Here is a 19415-nt window from a genome sequence, read left to right on the forward strand (position 1 = left end):
TGTCTTCTACAAAGCTGTCCGGACCTTTTTGCTGGAGAACTGCCGATGACCGATATCGATGCCCGCTTGCGCGAGGATGTCCACCTGCTTGGCGAACTGCTGGGCAACACCATTCGCGAGCAGTACGGGGACACCTTTCTCGACAAGATCGAGCAGATCCGCAAGGGCGCGAAGGCTGACCGTCGCGGCTCCATGGACGCCGAGCTGAGCGCCAGTCTCAACCAATTGAGCGAGGATGAGCTGCTGCCGGTGGCGCGTGCGTTCAACCAATTTCTCAACCTGGCCAACATCGCCGAGCAGTACCAACTGATCCATCGGCGCGAAGAATCGAAGCCGGCTCCGTTCGAAGCAAGGGTGCTGCCCGAATTGCTGGCGCGCCTGCGAGGCGAAGGCCATGGCGCCGAATCCCTGGCCCGGCAGTTGGCGCGGCTGGACATTGAACTGGTGCTCACCGCCCACCCGACGGAAGTGGCCCGACGCACGCTGATCCAGAAGTACGACGCCATCGCTGCGCAGCTGGCAGCCCAGGACCACCGCGACCTCACCAGCGCCGAGCGTGCGCAGATCCATACGCGCTTGCAGCGGTTGATCGCTGAGGCCTGGCACACCGAAGAAATCCGCCGGACCCGACCCACGCCGGTGGACGAGGCCAAGTGGGGCTTCGCGGTGATCGAGCATTCGCTGTGGCATGCCATCCCCAATTACCTGCGCAAGGCTGACCAGGCCTTGCATGCCGCCACCGGGCTGCGCCTGCCGCTGGAAGCCGCGCCGATCCGCTTTGCCTCGTGGATGGGCGGCGACCGGGATGGCAACCCGAACGTCACTGCGGCGGTCACTCGCGAAGTGTTGTTGCTGGCGCGTTGGATGGCGGCGGACCTGTATTTGCGCGATGTTGATCAACTGGCCGCCGACTTGTCCATGCAGAACGCCAGCGAGGCCTTGCGTGCCCAGGCCGGCGACAGCGCCGAACCCTATCGCGCGGTGCTCAAGCAATTGCGCGAACGCCTGCGGGCCACGCGCAATTGGGCCCAGGCCTCTTTAAAAGCCACGACGCCGGCCACCGCCGAGGTATTGCAGAACAATCGTGAACTGCTCGATCCGCTGGAGCTGTGCTATCAGTCGCTGCACGACTGCGGCATGGGCGTGATCGCCGACGGACCACTGCTCGATTGCCTGCGTCGGGCGGTGACCTTCGGGCTGTTCCTGGTGCGCCTCGATGTGCGCCAGGACTCGACGCGCCATACGGCGGCCATGACCGAAATCACCGATTACCTGGGACTGGGACGCTACGAGGAATGGAACGAGGAACAGCGCATCGGCTTCCTGCTCGATGAGCTGAATAACCGTCGTCCCTTGTTGCCGCCGCACTTCAAGCCATCGGCCGACACTGCCGAAGTCCTGGCGACGTGTCGGGAAGTCGCGGCGGCGCCAGCGGCGTCCCTGGGTTCCTACGTGATCTCCATGGCCGGCGCGGCTTCCGATGTACTGGCGGTGCAACTGCTGCTCAAGGAAGCCGGCGTGCTCAGGCCGATGCGGGTGGTGCCGCTGTTTGAAACCCTCGCCGACCTGGACAACGCCGGGCCAGTGATCGAGCGCCTGTTGCTGCTGCCGGGCTATCGCTCGCGCCTGCAAGGACCGCAGGAAGTCATGATCGGTTACTCCGACTCGGCCAAGGACGCCGGGACCACGGCGGCGGCCTGGGCGCAATATCGGGCGCAGGAGCGGCTGGTGGACATCTGCCGCGAGCAGCAAGTCGAACTGCTGCTGTTCCATGGTCGCGGTGGCACGGTCGGCCGTGGTGGCGGCCCGGCGCATGCGGCGATCCTGTCCCAGCCGCCGGGCTCGGTGGCCGGTCGTTTCCGCACCACTGAACAAGGCGAAATGATTCGTTTCAAATTTGGCCTGCCGGACATCGCCGAACAAAACCTCAATCTATACCTCGCCGCGGTGCTCGAAGCGACCCTATTGCCACCGCCGCCGCCCACGCCCGAATGGCGGCACCTGATGGACGAATTGGCCGCTGACGGCGTCAATGCCTACCGCGCCGTGGTGCGGGAGAATCCGCAGTTCGTCGAGTATTTCCGTCAGTCCACGCCGGAGCAGGAACTCGGCCGCCTGCCGTTGGGTAGCCGTCCGGCCAAGCGTCGCGCCGGCGGTATCGAAAGCCTGCGGGCGATTCCGTGGATCTTCGGCTGGACCCAGACCCGCCTGATGTTGCCGGCCTGGCTCGGCTGGGAAACGGCCCTGGGCAAGGCGCTGGAGCGGGGCGAGGGCCAACTCCTCGCGCAGATGCGCGAGCAATGGCCGTTCTTCCGGACTCGCATCGATATGCTGGAAATGGTGCTGGCCAAGGCCGACGCCGACATCGCGCTTTCCTACGATGAGCGCTTGGTGGAGCCGGCGCTGTTGCCACTGGGTGAGCATTTACGCGACCTATTGTCGCAGGCCTGTTCGGTGGTCCTGGGCCTGACCGGCCAGTCGCAGCTGCTGGCACATAGCCCAGACACGCTGGAATTCATCCGCCTGCGCAATACCTACCTCGACCCGTTGCACCTGTTGCAGGCCGAGCTGCTAGCCCGTTCGCGGCAACAGGACGTGGCCCAGGGCAGCCCCGTGGAACAGGCATTGCTGGTGTCTGTGGCAGGGATTGCCGCCGGTTTGCGCAACACCGGCTAATCTCCCGGAGGGTCAAAAAACAGCGCGCCCGGCATGTCCGGGCGTAGCTGTTAGCAGGGGCAGCGAGGTCGACCAGGCGACAGTTTGTTGTCCGGTTGCGACTCTCATCACCCCCTACGAAGGTCGCGTGCGGCGCGGGTTACTCCGACTTTCGGCGGCTTGTGTGGGTCGGGCCTGCTGTGTATCTTGATCAGCCTTTGGCCGTTTGGGCGGTCACGATCCTGTTTTCGAAGATTGGCCCCACGAGGCGAATCCGAGCGTTTTACATAAAAAAATTGAGGAGCACATCGATGCGCGTCATTCTGCTGGGAGCTCCCGGGGCCGGTAAAGGTACTCAGGCAAAGTTCATCACCGAAAAATTCGGTATCCCGCAAATCTCCACTGGCGACATGCTTCGCGCCGCGGTCAAGGCTGGTACTCCGCTGGGTGTTCAGGCCAAGAGCATCATGGATGCCGGCGGCCTGGTATCGGATGACCTGATCATCGCCCTGGTCAAGGACCGCATTGCTCAAGCCGACTGCGCCAACGGCTTCCTGTTCGATGGCTTCCCACGGACCATTCCCCAGGCTGAAGCGCTGGTGAGCGCTGGTGTCGAGCTGGATGCGGTCGTCGAAATCGCCGTCGAAGACGAAGAAATCGTCCAGCGCATTGCCGGCCGACGCGTTCATGAGCCGTCTGGGCGCGTCTACCACACGGTCTACAATCCTCCGAAAGCTGAAGGCAAGGACGACCTGACCGGTGAAGAACTGGTGCAGCGCAAGGACGACACCGAAGAAACCGTGCGTCATCGCCTCTCGGTCTACCATTCCCAGACCAAGCCGCTGGTGGAGTTCTACCAGAATCTGTCCGCCAAGAACGGCGGCAAGCCGAAATACAGCCACATCCCGGGCGTCGGCTCGGTTGAAGAAATCACTGCCAAAGTGCTTGCAGCGTTGAGCTGAAAAGTCTGATCAGCTGCATCAACTCCGGCCCGCTTGCGGGCCGGAGTTGTTTATACTGGCGCACTTTTTTCCCACCTGATTTACGGACACATCGATGAGCACCTTGCTGGCCCTGGACACCGCGACTGAAGCTTGCTCCGTTGCCTTGCTGCATGACGGCAAGGTCACGAGCCATTACGAGGTGATCCCGCGCCTGCACGCGCAAAAATTGCTGCCGATGATCCAGCAATTGCTCAGCGATGCCGGAATCACCTTGCAAGCCGTGGATGCGATCGCCTTTGGCCGTGGCCCAGGGGCGTTTACCGGCGTGCGCATCGCCATTGGCGTCGTGCAGGGCCTGGCTTTTGCCTTGGAACGCCCAGTCTTGCCGGTCTCGAACCTGGCGGTGCTGGCCCAGCGGGCCATGCGTGAGCACGGCGCACGTCAGGTGGCAGCGGCCATCGACGCGCGCATGGACGAGGTGTATTGGGGCTGCTATCGCGAAACCTCCGGTGAGATGCGCCTGGTCGGTGCTGAAGCGGTGTTGCCTCCCGAAGCGGCGGCGTTACCGGCTGATACCAGCGGTGATTGGTTCGGCGCCGGGACTGGCTGGGGCTATGGCGAGCGAATCGGCGTCAGCCTCATCGGCCAGGACGCTTCGATGTTGCCTCATGCCGAAGACCTGCTGACCGTGGCACGCTTCGCTTGGGAACGCGGCGAAGCCATCCCGGCTGACGATGCGCAGCCGGTGTATCTACGCGACAAGGTCGCCACGCCCAAGTCCGAGCGGCCCTGATCTCATTTTCAAGTGAAAGCCCTTGTGGCGAGGGAGCTTGCTCCCGCTCGAGTGCGTAGTGCTCGCAAAGTGGTGGGTCATACACTTAGCTGAGGGCTGCTTCGCACCCCAGCGGGAGCAAGCTCCCTCGCCACAAGGGCATCGACTTATCTCTGGCAAGGTCAAAAAGTTACTCCCCCATCCAAAAGTCACACCCAAAATTGCCAGTCGTCACTTTTTTTGCCGGTTTTTAAACCTTTTTGGCTTTATGTGTTCTAGTTATCACTTGCGCATTTGCGCGGACACGAATGTGCCGCTAAATTGCCATCATTGATACCGAGCATTCTGTTATGCGTATAGACGGCGTTTCATCCCAGTCCTACCCCATCAAGCGTCGGCCTCGTGCGGGTAAAGCCGCTGAGCCTGAAAACTTCGATGATATCGAGGGTGAACTGGAATTTCCGTCCGAAGAGCAACTGGCCGCCCGTGCTGCCAAAGCTTCTGCGCAACGCCTGGGCAATCTTCCCGCCCGTCAGCAGGACATGCTGTATCACCGCGCAATGAGCCGCAGCGTCGCCACCGCGCTGGCCAGTTACCTGAGCACCGCCGGTTTCGTCGACTGGGATATGGAAGTGCTGGGGCTCGACCTCTACATCTGATGCGGTTGCCTTACTATCTCGGCTGCCCGTCATGGAGTGAAAACGCCTGGCGCGATTATCTTTATCCGCAGGACGCCAAAAGCACCGATTTCCTTAGTCTCTACTCTCAAGTGTTCAACGCCGTGGAAGGCAACACGACCTTCTACGCGAGCCCGGCCGCGACCACCGTTCAGCGCTGGGCCGAGATCATGCCCGAGCACTTTCGCTTCACCGCCAAGATCCCGGGTGACATCAGCCACGGCGGCGACCTGCGCGAACACCTGACCGCCACCGAAACCTTTGTTCAGTTGCTGAGCCCGTTGGGTGAGCGGGTTTCGCCATTCTGGCTGCAATTATCCAAGGCGTTCGCGCCCAATCGATTGCCGGAGTTGGCAGCCTTCATCGACGCGTTCCCACGGCCGCTGGCCGTCGAAGTGCGTCACAATGAGTTTTTTGCCAAAGGCGACGCCGAACGACAGCTCAATCGCTTGCTGCTCGATCGCGGCGTCGAACGCATCTGCCTCGATCCCCGGGGCCTCTTCAGCTGCGCGTCGAGCGCCCCTGAAGTGATTCACGCGCAATATAAGAAACCACGGGTGCCAACGCGGCCGGCGGCGTTCACTCAATGTCCGCAGGTGCGTTTCGTCGGTCATCCTGTAGTCGAGGCCAACGAGCCATTCCTGACGCCATGGGTAGAGAAAGTCGCCGTGTGGATCGAAGAGGGGCGCACGCCGTATATGTTCCTGCACACCGCCGACAACTTGCTGGCGGCGAAGCTCGCGATGCATTTTCACAGTCGCTTGATGGATCGTTTGCCTGGCTTGCCGGCCCTGCCTGAGCTATATAGAGAACCCGCCGCTGAGCAACTGGGATTGCTCTGAGGCGAACTCTTCCACAGCTCAGGAGCGACTTTGATGGATGCGCAAACCCGACGAGCCCAGGCGTTCAAGACCTTGCACGAACGCGAAGGGGCGTTTGTCATTCCCAATCCATGGGATGCCGGTTCGGCAAAGATGCTCGCCAGCCTTGGCTTTGAAGCATTGGCTACGACCAGTGCCGGTCACGCTTTTTCCCTGGCACGACCTGACGGCGCCCTGGGCCTGGATGACACGCTGGCGAATGTGCGAGCGATTGTTGCGGCCACGGACCTGCCAGTGGCCGTCGACCTGGAGAACGGTTTTGCCGATGCGCCCGAAGACTGCGCCCGCAGTTTGCTCCGCGCGGCGGAAGCTGGGGCCGTGGGTGGCTCCATCGAAGACGCCACGGGCCGCGAAGACGACCCGATCTATGCGTTCGAGCACGCAGTGGCTCGGGTCAAGGCCGCCGCTGAGGCGGTGCGCAGTCTGCCTTTCCCTTTCCTGCTGACCGCGCGGGCGGAAAACTTCCTGCATGGCAGGCCCGATCTGGACGACACGATACGGCGCCTGAAAGCCTTCGCCGACGCCGGCGCCGACGTACTGTACGCGCCGGGGCTGAGCAGCGCCGAGCAAGTCCTGGCGGTGGTCCGTGCCGTGGCGCCCAAGCCCGTTAACGTACTGATGTCCGGCGCGCTGGACCTGACGCTGGCGCAATTGAGCGAACTGGGTGTCAAGCGCATCAGTGTCGGATCGGCCCTCGCGCTGGCGGCATATGGCGAATTCTTCCGCGCTGCCGAGGAAATCCAGCGGCAGGGGACCTTCACCTTCACGCGTCGCTCGATGCCTTTCAGCCAGGCCAATCAATTATTCAAGGGCTGATGCCCGAGGCGTTGTCGTGCGGTTTTTGAAAGGACTGATGGTATTGGCGCTGATCGCTGGCGTCGCAGTGTTGGCGGTATGGCGCGGCTGGCTGGCCGTGCCGCCGCAATGGAACCCCTGGGCGCCGCTGGACGTGAAAGCGCCGCCGAATCTGCTGACCCGCTACAAGCTCATGGCCCTGCGCAACGATCCGCAATTGTGTGACCAGGCGCTCGCGACGTCGGGGCTTCGCACGGCTCGCCAGGCGGACAGCGGCGCGAATACTTCGTGTCCGTTGACCAACGTGTTGAGGGTGCAGGGCGGTGAGGTGGCGCTGAGCAGCAGTTTTCTCGCCAGTTGCCCGCTGGCGGTGGCCTTCGCGCTGTTCGAGCGACATGCGCTGCAGCCGGTGGCGGCGACGGTGTACGGGCAGAAAGTTACGCGGGTCGATCACTTGGGCAGCTTTGCCTGCCGCAACATGTACGGCCGTGAAACGGGCGCGCGTAGTCAACACGCCACTGCCAGCGCGCTGGATATTGCCGGGTTTCGCCTGGCCGACGGGCGGACGGTCAGCGTGCTACGGGATTGGCCGAAGGAGGGCACTGATGCGCAATTCCTGCGTCAGGTGCGCGACGGCGCCTGCGACATGTTCAGTGTGGTCTTGAGTCCTGACTACAACGCCGCACACCGCAACCATTTCCACTTGGATGTGGGGCCGTGGTGGATCTGTCGATAAGAATCAGGCAGCGATCCGCAGGTTCTGCAGCACGATCGGGCGCGCCCAGCGGGTATCGAAGTCGAGTTGTTTCTGTTGCGCCACCAATTCTTCGTCCGGGAACGGAGGGAACGGCTTGTCCAGCAGGTCGAGTTCGAACTCGGCGATTGGCAGGTGCAATGGACGCGGCTGCGGCGCCGGGCCGGGCTCCGGCAGCGGTTGGCCGGCGGTAAGGACGAGTGGGCGAACCCAGCTGCTTTCGAAGTTCTGCTGTTCTTGCTGGGCGACGATTTCTTCCGCTGGGAAGGGCGGGAAGGGCTTGTCGAGCAGGTCGAGTTCGAACTCGGCGATCGGCAGGAACAGCGGTTCAGGCGGCTTGACCTGGGTTTCGGTCACGTCGCAGGTGCGCTGGCTGATGATGTGCGCCAGCAGCTCGGCGCCGAGGGTCGGTTCAACCGCTTCATCGAGGGGCACTGGCTGGTAGCTGCCAGGTGCCGGTGCGTCATCACCCAGTTGATCGGCCAGGGCCCGGGCGAAAAAATCCTGCCACAGGTGACTGACGCCGCTCAGCGTTTGGGTGTTACGCAGGCTGTAATCGCCGTAAGGGGAGATAACGCCTATCGATGTGGATTGAATGTCTGACATTTTTCTCGGTCGACGCTCAGCTCTGGCAAAATGCCGTTCACCGTTGTTATCGGCCGTTTTTGCCGATCCTTAATTTTTTGAGCGTGTTTTCATGATCGAGCAATCCGCAGCCTGTCGCATCCACGTCGAGGCCCTGGCCACTGCCTTCCAACCGCGGGCCGAGCAGTGGGCCGAGCGGCTTGGCCTGCCTTTGCAAATGGACGCTGGCGAGTTTGCCTTGCAGGTCGGCGAGCAGGGGCTGCAATTGCAGCAACTGGGGCCGGATGCGCCAGGGCCGGTGCGTGTGGACTTCGTCGAGGGTGGCGCCGCCCATCGTCGTTTGTACGGCGGCGGCAGTGGCCAGATGATCGCCAAGGCGGTCGGTGTCGCCCAGGGTGTGCGCCCACGGGTGCTCGACGCCACGGCCGGATTGGGCAAGGACGCGTTCGTGCTGGCGAGCCTGGGTTGCGAAGTGAACCTGATCGAGCGCCAGCCGCTGATTGGGGCTTTGCTGGAGGATGGCTTGGCGCGGGGCGCGGAAGATTTCGATGTGGCGCCCATCGTGGCGCGGATGCGCTTGCTCAAGGGCAACTCCATCGAGGTGATGCGCAACTGGCAAGGCGAGCCGCCCCAGGTGATCTACCTGGACCCGATGTTTCCCCATCGAGAGAAAACCGCCCTGGTGAAGAAGGAGATGCGTCTGTTCCGGCCTCTGGTGGGCGATGACAACGACGCCCCTGCGCTGTTGGCCGCTGCATTGGCACTGGCGACCCACAGGGTGGTGGTCAAACGGCCACGCAAGGCGCCTTGTATCGAAGGACCGAAGCCGAGCCATGGGCTCGAAGGCAAGTCCAGTCGCTACGACATCTACCCGAAGAAGGCGCTCAAGGCTTGAGGCTCCCCGGTGGCTAAGGCCGATATGCCCGCATGAACAAACCCACCACTTCCTGCACATGGGCCTCGGCCGCTTTAGCGTCCTGCGGCCCATCGCAGCCGTACAGCAACCGGAAATTCGCGGCACCCTTGATCAGGCAGAAAAAGTGCTCGGCGGCATTTCTGGGTTTGTCGATGCTCAATGCGCCGTTCTGGTTGACCTTGATCAGCAGCCGTTCCATCCCTGACAGCATTCGTTGCGGCCCGGCCTCGTAGAAGATGCTTGAGAGTTTCGGATCCTGGCTGCCCAGCGCCAGCATCAACCGATGCAGGTTCACCGACTCGTCGCTGTTGATCAATTGATTGAAGCCACGTGCGATGTTCAGCAGCACGTGTTCAATCGGCACGCCGTCAGCCCATTCGAAGAACAGCGGCGGCACCTGCTCTTCGCATTTGGCGATCACTGCGGCGGAAAACAGGGTTTCCTTGTCGTTGAAGTGGCTGTACACCGTCAACTTCGACACGCCGGCCTCGGTCGCCACGGCGTCCATGCTGGTGCTGGCGTAACCCAGGCTCAGGAACAGGCGTTTCGCCGCGTCGAGAATGGCCTGGCGCTTGGCCAGATCCTTGGGGCGACCGGGGCCGTTGGGGGGAGACGGATTGTTCGACATTATTCGCTTTTAATACTGGACTGGTGAGTTTGCTATTAATAACATACCCGCCAGTATAATTATTCCAAGCACCATTAGCGAAAGGTCATCCACCATGTTCCGCTATGTCCTGCCCCTCGCCGCGCCAATCAGCCTGGCTTTTTTATTGTCCGCGTGTGGCCAGGATGAGCCGGTGTCCGTCGCCATCCGCCCGGCCATGGTGGTTAAGCCAGAGCCTTCGAGCCAGGCGACGGACAGTTATCCCGGCGAAGTGCGTGCGCGGTTCGAGCCGGACCTGGCCTTTCGTATTGGTGGCAAGGTGAGCCGACGGCTGGTCGAGGAGGGACAGCGGGTCAAGGCCAACCAAGCCCTGGCGGAACTCGATCCCGAGGACGTGCGCCTGCAACTGGAAGCGAGCCGCGCCCAGGTCGCCGCCGCCGAGGCCAACCTGAGCCTGGTGAAAGCCGAGCGTGACCGCTACAAGACCTTGATGGAACGGCAGATGGTCAGCCGTTCCCAATACGATAACGCCGAGAACCTCTATCGCTCCGGTGCCGCGCGGCTCAAGCAGATCAAGGCGGAGTTCGACGTCGCCAGCAATCAGGCCAGTTATTCGGTGCTGCGTGCGCCCCAGGACGGCGTAGTGGCCCGTCGTTCCGTGGAAGTTGGGCAAGTGGTGTCCGCCGGACAAACGGTGTTCACGCTCGCTACCGACGGCGAGCGTGAGGTGCTGATCAGCCTGCCGGAGCAAGGTTTCGGCCGCTTCAAGATCGGCCAGCCGGTTTCGGTGGAGCTGTGGAGCCAGCCCGATCAACGCTTCAGCGGACGCATCCGCGAACTCTCCCCGGCGGCCGATCCGAAATCCCGCACCTTCGCTGCACGGGTCGCCTTTACCGCGGGCAACGTCCCGGCGGAACTGGGACAGAGCGCGCGGGTGTTTATCCAGACTGCGGAAAAGGCCCCACTGTCAGTACCGCTTTCCGCTCTCACTGCCGAGAATGGCGCCACCTACGTCTGGGTGGTCAACCCTGACAACACGCTCAAGAAAGTCCCGGTCCGCATCGGTGCCTTCGGCGAAGAGACCGTGCCGGTGCTCGAAGGCCTGAGTGCGAGTGACTGGGTGGTGGCCGCAGGCGTGCACGTGCTCCTCGACGGCCAGCAGGTCCGGCCGGTGGATCGCTCCAACCGCGTGGTCAACCTGGCGGCCAAGGAGTAATCCCCGATGGGCTTCAATCTTTCCGAATGGGCGTTGCGTAACCGCCAGATCGTACTGTTCCTGATGCTGTTGCTGGCAATCGTCGGCGCGCTTTCCTACACCAAGCTTGGCCAGAGCGAAGACCCGCCATTTACCTTCAAGGCCATGGTCATTCGCACGGTATGGCCGGGGGCGACGGCCGAGGAAGTGTCACGCCAAGTCACCGAGCGCATCGAAAAGAAGCTGATGGAAACCGGCGATTACGAAAAGATCGTCTCGTTCTCCCGCCCGGGCGAATCCCAAGTGACTTTCGCGGCGCGCGACTCCCTGCATTCGGCGCAGATTCCCGAGCTGTGGTACCAGTTGCGCAAGAAGATCGGCGATATCCGCCACACCCTGCCGCCGGATGTCCAGGGGCCGTTCTTCAACGATGAATTCGGGACCACCTTCGGCAATATCTATGCGCTGACCGGAGACGGCTTCGACTATGCCGTGCTCAAGGACTACGCCGATCGCATCCAGCTGCAGCTGCAGCGGGTCAAGGATGTGGGCAAAGTCGAGCTGATCGGCTTGCAGGACGAGAAGATCTGGATCGAATTGTCAAACGTGAAGCTGGCAACCCTCGGTCTGCCCTTGGCGGCGGTCCAGCAGGCCCTTGAAGAGCAAAATACGGTCTCCACCGCAGGCTTCTTCGAAACGGGCAGCGAGCGATTGCAGCTTCGGGTTTCGGGGAATTTCCAGGCGGTGGAAGAAATCCGCAATTTCCCGATCCGGATCGGCGATCGTACGTTCCGTATCAGCGACCTCGCGGACGTGCGCCGCGGTTTCAACGACCCGCCGGCGCCACGCATGCGCTTCATGGGCGAAGACGCCATTGGCCTGGCCGTGGCGATGAAGCAAGGAGGGGATATCCTGATTCTGGGCAAGGCCCTTGAGGTCGACTTCGCCCGTCTCCAGAACACCCTGCCGGCGGGCATGCAGTTGCGCAAGGTGTCGGACCAGCCTGCGGCGGTGAAGACTGGGGTCGGTGAGTTCGTCCAGGTGCTGGTGGAAGCACTGACGATTGTGTTGTTAGTGAGCTTCTTCTCCCTGGGGCTGCGCACCGGGATGGTAGTGGCCCTGGCGATTCCGCTGGTGCTGGCGATGACGTTCGCGGCGATGTATTACCTGGGGATCGGCCTGCACAAGATTTCCCTCGGCGCGCTGGTATTGGCCCTGGGGCTGCTGGTGGATGACGCGATCATTGCGGTGGAGATGATGGCGATCAAGATGGAGCAAGGTTTCGACCGGATCAAGGCGGCCAGCTATGCCTGGACCAGCACGGCGTTTCCAATGCTCACCGGTACGTTGATCACAGCGGCCGGCTTCCTGCCGATCGCCACCGCGCAATCGGGCACCGGTGAATACACCCGTTCGATTTTCCAGGTCGTGACCCTGGCGTTGGTCGCCTCCTGGGTGGCTGCGGTGGTGTTCGTGCCGTACCTGGGGGAAAAATTCCTGCCGGACCTGGCGAAAATTCACGCGGCCAAACATGGCACGACTGACGGCCAGCCCGACCCTTACGGCACGCCGTTTTATCAGCGTGTCCGGCGGATGGTGGAGTGGTGCGTGCGTCGCCGCAAAACCGTCATCTTGCTGACCGTGCTGTTGTTCATCGGCTCGGTGGCGTTGTTCCGGTTCGTGCCGCAGCAGTTCTTTCCGGCATCGGGGCGGCTGGAGCTGATGGTCGACTTGAAGCTGCAGGAAGGCGCTTCCCTGAGCAACACCGCCGAGCAGGTCAAGCGCCTGGAGGCGCTGCTTAAGGACCATGCCGGCATCGACAATTACGTGGCTTATGTCGGCACCGGTTCACCGCGTTTCTACCTGCCGCTGGATCAACAACTGCCGGCCTCCAGCTTCGCCCAGTTCGTGGTGCTGGCCAAGACCATTGAAGACCGCGAACCGTTGCGCAGTTGGTTGATCTCGACCCTGAACGAGCAATTCCCGACCCTGCGCTCGCGGGTCACGCGCCTGGAAAATGGCCCACCGGTCGGTTATCCCGTGCAATTTCGCGTCACGGGCGAACACATCGAAGAGGTTCGGGTCCTGGCGCGGAAAGTGGCGACGAAAGTTCGCGAAAACCCCTACGTGGTCAACGTGCATCTGGACTGGGAAGAGCCGAGCAAGGTGGTGTACCTGAACGTCGACCAAGACCGCGCCCGGGCCCTGGGTGTCAGCACGGCGCACTTGGCGAGTTTCCTGCGCAGCTCCCTCACCGGTTCCAGCGTCAGCCAGTACCGGGAAGACAACGAACTGATCGAGATCCTGCTGCGCGGTACGGTACACGAGCGCACGGAGCTGTCGTTGCTGCCGAGCCTGGCGGTGCCGACCGACAACGGCAAAAGCGTTGCCCTGTCGCAGATCGCGACGTTGGAATACGGCTTTGAAGAGGGCGTGATCTGGCACCGCAACCGCTTGCCGAGTGTGACCGTCCGGGCTGATATCTACGGCAAGGAACAACCGGCGACCCTGGTGCAGCAGATTTTCCCAACCCTGGAGCCGATTCGCGCGCAACTGCCGGACGGTTATTTGCTTGAGGTGGGCGGCACTGTAGAGGACTCGACCCGTGGCCAGAAGTCGGTTAACGCCGGTGTGCCACTGTTCATTGTGGTGGTGTTGACCTTGCTGATGCTGCAACTGCGCAGCTTTTCACGCACGGCCATGGTGTTTCTCACCGCTCCGTTGGGGCTGATTGGCGTCACGCTGTTCCTGCTGGTGTTCCGCCAGCCGTTCGGTTTCGTCGCCATGCTGGGGACCATCGCGCTGTCCGGCATGATCATGCGCAACTCGGTGATCCTGGTGGACCAGATCGAACAGGACATCAAGGCGGGACTCGCGCCGTGGCAGGCGATCATCGAAGCCACGGTGCGGCGCTTCCGCCCGATCGTGCTCACCGCATTGGCGGCGGTGCTGGCGATGATCCCACTGTCGCGTAGCCTGTTCTTCGGGCCGATGGCGGTCGCAATCATGGGTGGCTTGATCGTGGCGACAGCGTTGACGCTGCTGTTTTTGCCGGCGTTGTATGCGGCGTGGTTCAGGGTCAAGAAGACCTGATCAACCGGGGCACACCGATTCTGTGGTGAGGTAGCAAGCTCCCTCGCCACAGGTGTTTTGTGCTGAATCCTAGAGGGTGCCGAAAACCTTCTTCGCCAAACTGGTCGCCGCAGCCGCCGGGTTCTGGCGGATGGTGGCTTCCTGCTTGCCGATCATTTCGAACAAACCGTCCAGCGCCTGCTCAGTCACGTAGTTTTCCACGTTGGCGCTTTTGACATCCAGCACCCCGAGCGTTGCAGCCTGACCGGCGAAGGCGTTGTATTTTTGAGCCAGGCCGACCTTGTCGGTGGCTTGCTTGACGATGGGCAGGAACTTGGCGCGGATCTGCTCGCGGCTGCTTTTGTTCAGGTATTGGGTGGCCGATTCGTTCCCACCGCTCAAGATACCCTTGGCATCGGTCACGCTCATGTTCTTTACCGCGTCGACCAGGATCGGCTGGGCCTGGACCACTGCGGCTTCGGCAGCCTGGTTCATGCTGGTTTCCAGTTGATCGACCTGCTCACCCATGCCGAAGGCCTTCATCTTGCTGGCAACTTTGCCCAGCTTGCCGGGCAATTCGATCTTCACGTCCGGGTTGTTGCTGAACCCGCCGGGTGTACCCAATTGCTTGACGGCGATCTGGGCGCCTTGGGTCAATGCGTCCTTGAGACCGCCCGTGGCGTCTTTCTGGGAAAGATCACTCAAGGACAGGGCCACGGCGTTGGCGCAGATCAAAAGGCCGGCACACAGGCCGGTAAAACGAAGGGTAGAGCGGAGCATGGCAGCTTCCTTGAAGAAGTTTGAAAGGAATCAGCGCGCGGCGTTGACGCGAATCTTCAACGGCTGCGGATCCGTGCCATCGAGCTGTACGGCGTGCTGTTCAGTAGTGATGAACATCAGTTGGCCGTCCACTTCGATGCGGGCGTTCACGGCATAACGATGGCCGGGCTTGACCTGCGCCGGATCATAACTGAGCTTGAACGGTAATGGGACCTGCCCTTTGACCAGGCCCTGCTGCTCATTGAGCATCACGGCTGGCGCGTCGGCCCGCGAAACGTCTTGCAAGCTCACGGTCAAAATGGCGGTGGGAGGCAAGGCGATGCGTTGCAGATAGTACACTTCGCCGTCGAGGCTCGTGGCGGATGGGGCAGAAGGCGAAAGCGATTCGCAAGCCGCCAGTAAGGCAATGGATACAAGCAGAGCGAACTTTTTCATTGGAAGGCACCTGCTCGTTGATGCTAGCAATAAACTGGCATCAACGAGCATCAAGCGGATTTATACCCAAGCATCCACACATCACTTCATGTCGCGACTTTAGAGTTCAGCGCGGGCGCCTGGACAGTCAACGGATGATGCTGGCGCCAGGTTTAGACGAATGTCAACCTGTCGATCATCGCCTTAGGCGCCGGCCACGTTGGAACCCTGGCCGCCGTTGCTGTTGGAACCCTGTCCACCGGTGACATTGGAACCCTGGCCGCCGTTGCTGTTGGAACCCTGGCCACCGCTGACATTGGAGCCCTGGCCGCCGTTGCTGTTGGAACCCTGGCCACCGCTGACATTGGAGCCTTGGCCGCCGTTGTTGGCGATGTGCAGCAGCACTTCGATTGGGCGCAGATAGTTGGCGCCAGGCTCGACGTGATGGCTTTCCGTGGTGGTGAACATCAGTTCGCCATTGGCTTCAATGCGTGCTTGTATGGCGTAACTATGTCCCTCAATGATTGCCGATGCTGGCACCAGAAGTTCGAAGCCCAGCCCTGCGCTTTCTGCATGCTCAATGACGCAACTGGCGATTGGCTTGGAGGGTAAATCGGCCACGCTGATATCCTCTAAGGAAGCGTACAGTGTCGAATTCGAGGGTAAGGCGATTTTTTCGAAATAGTAAGCGATGCAGGGAACAGTGTAAGTGGTCATGTTTATAAATCCATTATTAAATTAGCGCCGTCATTGGCGTGCCGTTGAAGGTACGGGTTTGCTGGGGGAATATCTGTAGGACGTTTCTGATTTAATGATATGGCGTATGGTTTTTAGATTTATCCAAAGGGTGTGCACTGTTCCGCAAGCGTAACTCTTTAGTTTGTCTGGCATCGTCGCTGTCATTCTGGCAACAGCTGGACAAGTCCGGGGGAAACGCTAAGAGTGTGGTTGTACTTGTTGTCGGTACTGGTCAATGAATAATATTTGCCTGGGAGGATTTTGTCCGGATCATATTTCAGGTAGAACGACGTGGCACGGTGTTCGTCCTGGGTGACACGCACCAACTCGGCCTCCGGTTGGCCGGCTTCATGCAAGCAAACCGTGACGGCTTCTTCCGCCGGTATATCACGAGGTTGCTGAACACTTACATATAGGTGCCCAAGAGGGCTCAAATGTAAGGTTTCACGATGAGGTGTATTGTTGACGATCACGGAGTAGTGTTGTCGCAGAAGCAATGGTCTGTTGTCGTGGAACAGCTGTATATGAACCCGATATTGAATACCGATATTCGCGTACGGGTGGGCGAACCAGAAAGTCCACTCACCTTCGACTATCGAGGCATAGCGCCAGCTTCCAATCTCAATCGGTTGTAATGGGTTATTGATCATTTGAATGTCGATAACCGTTTCCTGAGCGCCGCCGACAGGTGCGTGGAAGTCAGGGGGCAAACTGAAGGTGAGGCCGACCCGTGTATTCGATTCGTTCTTCAATAGGCTCATTTCGATATCCTTATCGTCGTGTTTGAGTAAGCTTATTAAGGCATGGGTCAACTAATTGGAAAAGTTTGCTGGTCAAAAATTAGTTGTCGATAAGTTACACGTTTCAGGGTCGACTTTTTTAACAGCTGCGTCGGGAGATCCGGGAAATACCGCCCACCGGAACCGTTCCCTGGTCCACGGTGAGTGGATGGCCCAAGGTCAAATGTCGGGACTGACGGCGATCTCCATAGCATCTTCACTTCGGTACAGCGCCACCTGGCGGATCGACAGGCGAATCTCTGCTGGCAGCACCCGCTTGGCCGCGCCTTCGGCCAGTTCGCCGAGCAGTTCGTGGTAGCCGAGTTTACCGGCCTCGTCGCGGCGCAACACGTCGAGGTCGAGCATCGTCTGGATGAAATGGCGGAACAGGCTCTTGTCGAAGAATTCCGGCGCATTCAGGCCATGCAGGATCGATAGGCGTTGGGCCATGACCGTGCAGAGATCTTCCAGCTCTTCGGCGCTGATGCTGTTCTGGCCACTGTTGAGCAGCAGCGAGACGGTCATGTAGAAGCGCTGCAGGGTCTGGGCGATGCTTTTTGACAGCAGGGTCAGCAGCACGAAATGCCGCGAGCTCGGCGCCGGCCGCAGGTACAGGTCTTTTTCGAAACGCAGCAGGCCTTGTTCGACGAAGGCTTCGAGCCATTGATCGACCACGGCGTCCAGCTCTTCCAGCGACCAGCGGATGAACAACTCCGATTGCAAGTAGGGGTACAAGGCTCGGGTGTAGCGCAGGAGCAGCTCGCGACTCATGCGCGAGCTGCTCTGGAAGAAACTCGCCAACAATGCCGGCAAGGCAAAGATGTGCAAGACATTGTTGCGGTAGTAGGTCATCAGGACCGCATTCTGCTCATCCAGATACAGAATCTTGCCCAAGGCATCGCTCTGTTCCGACAGCAGGTCCATGCCCTTGACATGGTCGATCAGTGCTCGGCCGTCACCTTCGGGCAGGGTGGTATGAGGCGAATATGGCACTTTGCGCAGCAACGCCAGATACAAGTCGAGCACGCGGGCCAAGGCCTGATCGTCCAGGGCCAGGCGGCTGGTGGACAGCAACGCCAGGGCGACCAGGTTGACCGGGTTGATAGCGGCAGCCTCGTTCAAGTGCCGGGCCACGCGTTCGCCGAGGCGGTGGGTGGTCGCGTTGAGCCAGGCCGGCTTGAACTGCGGGCCCAGCTCCTGCTCGCGCCAATCCGGCTGCTCGCTGTCGAGGAACTCCGCCAGTTTGATCGGCTCGCCGAAATTCACCGCGACTTGGCCAAAGCGTTGCTTGAGGGCGCCGATGACTTTGAAGATGTCAAAGATCGACTCCTTCTTCTTGCTGGCGCCGCGCAATTCACCCAGGTAGGTTCGGCCTTCCAGCACGCGCTCATAACCGATGTACACCGGCACGAACACGATCGGCATGCGTGACGATCGCAAGAAGCTGCGCAGGGTGATGGCGAGCATGCCGGTCTTGGGTTGCAGCATGCGTCCGGTTCGCGAGCGGCCGCCCTCGACGAAATACTCCACCGGGAAACCCTTGGTGAACAACGTGTGCAGGTATTCATTGAACACGGCGGTGTAGAGCGGGTTGCCCTTGAAGGTTCGGCGCATGAAGAACGCCCCGCCACGGCGCAACAGGCCGCCGATCACTGGCATGTTGAGGTTTATGCCGGCGGCGATGTGCGGTGGGGTCAGGCCGTTGCGAAACAGCAGGTACGACAGCAGCAAATAATCGATATGGCTGCGGTGGCACGGCACGTAGATGACTTCGTGGCCCTGGGCGACGTTCTGCACGCCTTCGATGTGGTTGACCTTGATGCCGTCATAGATCTTGTTCCAGAACCAGCTCAGCACCACTTCAAGGAACCGGATCGCGGTGTAGGTGTAGTCCGAGGCGATCTCGTTGCCGTAGCGCAGGGCCTGGGCCTTGGCTTTTTCTGCGGGAATCTTTTCTCGTTCGGCCTCGTCGAGAATAGCCTGCTTGACCAGCGGCTGGTTCAGCAGTCCCTTGACCAGATTGCGCCGGTGGGAGATATCCGGGCCGATGACCGCTGCTTTCAAATTACGAAAGTGCACCCGCAGGATTCGCTGGGCCATGCGCACGGTGCGCTCGTGGCCCTTGTCGTGTTCGATCAGCTCGCGCAAATGGATCGGGGCAGAAAACTGCACGCGGGTCTTGCGCCCAAGGATCATGATGCTCAACAGGCGGCGCAGGCGTCCAGTGACGGCCCAACTGTCGGCGAACAAGAGCTTCCACGGGCTGGATTCGCTGTCGGGCGACTGCCCCCAGAACACGCTGACCGGGATGATCTGCGCGTCTTCGGCGGCGTTGTGGGTCAGCACATCGACCAGCCGCGTCAGGGTGGGTGGCGCGCCGCGTTTGTCCTGGCGCCCGAGCCAGTCCGGCGCCGGTGTGAGGTAAAAGAACGCTGCTGGTTCCAACAGGTCGCCTACCGATACGGGCAGGACGGGGCGCGGCAGGCCGGCCTTGGTGCACTCGGTGTCGAGCACCGCCAGGTCGGTGAGCGACGGGTCTTGCAGAACGTAAAATACCGGACGACTGCGGTCGAGGTTGAGAGTGAAGGACGACTGGTTGATCGTCTCGGAGCGAACCCAGAGGTACAACAGTCGGCGCAAGGTGCCAAACACAAGACGGCGGAACGGGGAACGGGTCATACGGCTTCTGCATGAGTGGATAAGAACAAGCGGCGCTAGTGTGCCGGATTCACCGAAAATCGGCAAAAAAGCGCCGAAGTAAAGTCAGTTGAGAGTTTTTCCCTGTGTCATATACTCGGCCGTTACTGCCCTGGCCTCCTCCATGGACGGCCAGACAGTGATTGAAGTTCGT

17 protein-coding genes are annotated in these 19415 nt (G+C 60.9%); 10 read left to right on the forward strand and 7 right to left on the reverse strand.

Features of this window, described 5'->3' with window-relative positions; translation table 11 throughout:
* Window positions 1-45 precede the first annotated feature (45 nt).
* From ppc to HU806_RS09685, 7 genes are all read left to right on the forward strand, one after another.
* Entirely contained in the window at window positions 46-2676 is a 2631-nt protein-coding gene (gene ppc, locus HU806_RS09655) for a phosphoenolpyruvate carboxylase (RefSeq protein ID WP_186611162.1), read from the forward strand.
* Window positions 2677-2966: 290 nt separating this feature from the next.
* Window positions 2967-3617 (forward strand): adenylate kinase, encoded by a 651-nt coding sequence (gene adk / locus HU806_RS09660; protein WP_186611163.1) that lies wholly within the window; start codon window positions 2967-2969, stop codon window positions 3615-3617.
* Window positions 3618-3711: 94 nt separating this feature from the next.
* Complete coding sequence (gene tsaB, locus HU806_RS09665; RefSeq protein WP_186611164.1) at window positions 3712-4392, forward strand: tRNA (adenosine(37)-N6)-threonylcarbamoyltransferase complex dimerization subunit type 1 TsaB; 681 nt, start codon at window positions 3712-3714, stop codon at window positions 4390-4392.
* Between the two features lie 329 nt (window positions 4393-4721).
* Window positions 4722-5030, forward strand: coding sequence for a hypothetical protein (locus HU806_RS09670; protein WP_186611165.1), 309 nt, complete (start codon window positions 4722-4724; stop codon window positions 5028-5030).
* Complete coding sequence (locus HU806_RS09675; protein WP_186611166.1) at window positions 5030-5890, forward strand: DUF72 domain-containing protein; 861 nt, start codon at window positions 5030-5032, stop codon at window positions 5888-5890. The genes HU806_RS09670 and HU806_RS09675 overlap by 1 nt, the downstream gene beginning before the upstream one ends.
* A 33-nt stretch (window positions 5891-5923) precedes the next feature.
* Complete coding sequence (locus tag HU806_RS09680) at window positions 5924-6745, forward strand: isocitrate lyase/PEP mutase family protein (protein ID WP_186611167.1); 822 nt, start codon at window positions 5924-5926, stop codon at window positions 6743-6745.
* 16 nt (window positions 6746-6761) lie between these two features.
* A complete protein-coding gene (locus HU806_RS09685; RefSeq protein ID WP_186611168.1) occupies window positions 6762-7460 on the forward strand; it encodes an extensin family protein in 699 nt (232 codons plus the stop codon).
* A 3-nt stretch (window positions 7461-7463) separates the two neighbouring features.
* Here the strand turns inward: HU806_RS09685 and HU806_RS09690 are convergent, their stop codons facing one another.
* Window positions 7464-8084 (reverse strand): energy transducer TonB, encoded by a 621-nt coding sequence (locus HU806_RS09690; protein WP_186611169.1) that lies wholly within the window; start codon window positions 8082-8084, stop codon window positions 7464-7466.
* Window positions 8085-8178: 94 nt separating this feature from the next.
* Here HU806_RS09690 and HU806_RS09695 point away from each other — a divergent pair, with 94 nt between their 5' ends.
* Window positions 8179-8958, forward strand: coding sequence for a class I SAM-dependent methyltransferase (locus HU806_RS09695; RefSeq protein WP_186611261.1), 780 nt, complete (start codon window positions 8179-8181; stop codon window positions 8956-8958).
* A gap of 13 nt (window positions 8959-8971) precedes the next feature.
* Here the strand turns inward: HU806_RS09695 and HU806_RS09700 are convergent, their stop codons facing one another.
* Window positions 8972-9607 carry a TetR/AcrR family transcriptional regulator gene (locus HU806_RS09700; RefSeq protein WP_186611170.1) on the reverse strand — a complete coding sequence of 212 codons (636 nt, stop codon included), beginning with the start codon at window positions 9605-9607 and terminating at the stop codon, window positions 8972-8974.
* A 94-nt stretch (window positions 9608-9701) separates the two neighbouring features.
* Here HU806_RS09700 and HU806_RS09705 point away from each other — a divergent pair, with 94 nt between their 5' ends.
* Both HU806_RS09705 and HU806_RS09710 read left to right on the forward strand, forming a co-directional pair.
* Window positions 9702-10802: an efflux RND transporter periplasmic adaptor subunit gene (locus tag HU806_RS09705; RefSeq protein ID WP_186611171.1), complete on the forward strand. Its 1101-nt coding sequence runs from the start codon at window positions 9702-9704 to the stop codon at window positions 10800-10802.
* Between the two features lie 6 nt (window positions 10803-10808).
* The gene (locus tag HU806_RS09710; protein WP_186611172.1) at window positions 10809-13874 is read left to right on the forward strand and encodes an efflux RND transporter permease subunit; all 3066 of its coding nucleotides are present in this window, start codon (window positions 10809-10811) and stop codon (window positions 13872-13874) included.
* Window positions 13875-13943: 69 nt separating this feature from the next.
* Here the strand turns inward: HU806_RS09710 and HU806_RS09715 are convergent, their stop codons facing one another.
* The 5 genes from HU806_RS09715 to plsB form a co-directional block, all read right to left on the reverse strand.
* Window positions 13944-14633 (reverse strand): DUF4197 domain-containing protein, encoded by a 690-nt coding sequence (locus tag HU806_RS09715; protein WP_186611173.1) that lies wholly within the window; start codon window positions 14631-14633, stop codon window positions 13944-13946.
* Window positions 14634-14663: 30 nt separating this feature from the next.
* Window positions 14664-15068: a YbaY family lipoprotein gene (locus HU806_RS09720; protein ID WP_186611174.1), complete on the reverse strand. Its 405-nt coding sequence runs from the start codon at window positions 15066-15068 to the stop codon at window positions 14664-14666.
* A gap of 183 nt (window positions 15069-15251) precedes the next feature.
* Complete coding sequence (locus HU806_RS09725) at window positions 15252-15764, reverse strand: YbaY family lipoprotein (protein ID WP_186611175.1); 513 nt, start codon at window positions 15762-15764, stop codon at window positions 15252-15254.
* Between the two features lie 182 nt (window positions 15765-15946).
* Complete coding sequence (locus HU806_RS09730; protein ID WP_186611176.1) at window positions 15947-16546, reverse strand: hypothetical protein; 600 nt, start codon at window positions 16544-16546, stop codon at window positions 15947-15949.
* Window positions 16547-16744: 198 nt separating this feature from the next.
* The gene (plsB, locus tag HU806_RS09735; RefSeq protein ID WP_186611177.1) at window positions 16745-19243 is read right to left on the reverse strand and encodes a glycerol-3-phosphate 1-O-acyltransferase PlsB; all 2499 of its coding nucleotides are present in this window, start codon (window positions 19241-19243) and stop codon (window positions 16745-16747) included.
* Window positions 19244-19415: the final 172 nt, after the last annotated feature.

This window comes from Pseudomonas sp. SWRI154 (assembly GCF_014268645.1).
GTDB lineage: Bacteria > Pseudomonadota > Gammaproteobacteria > Pseudomonadales > Pseudomonadaceae > Aquipseudomonas > Aquipseudomonas marvdashtae.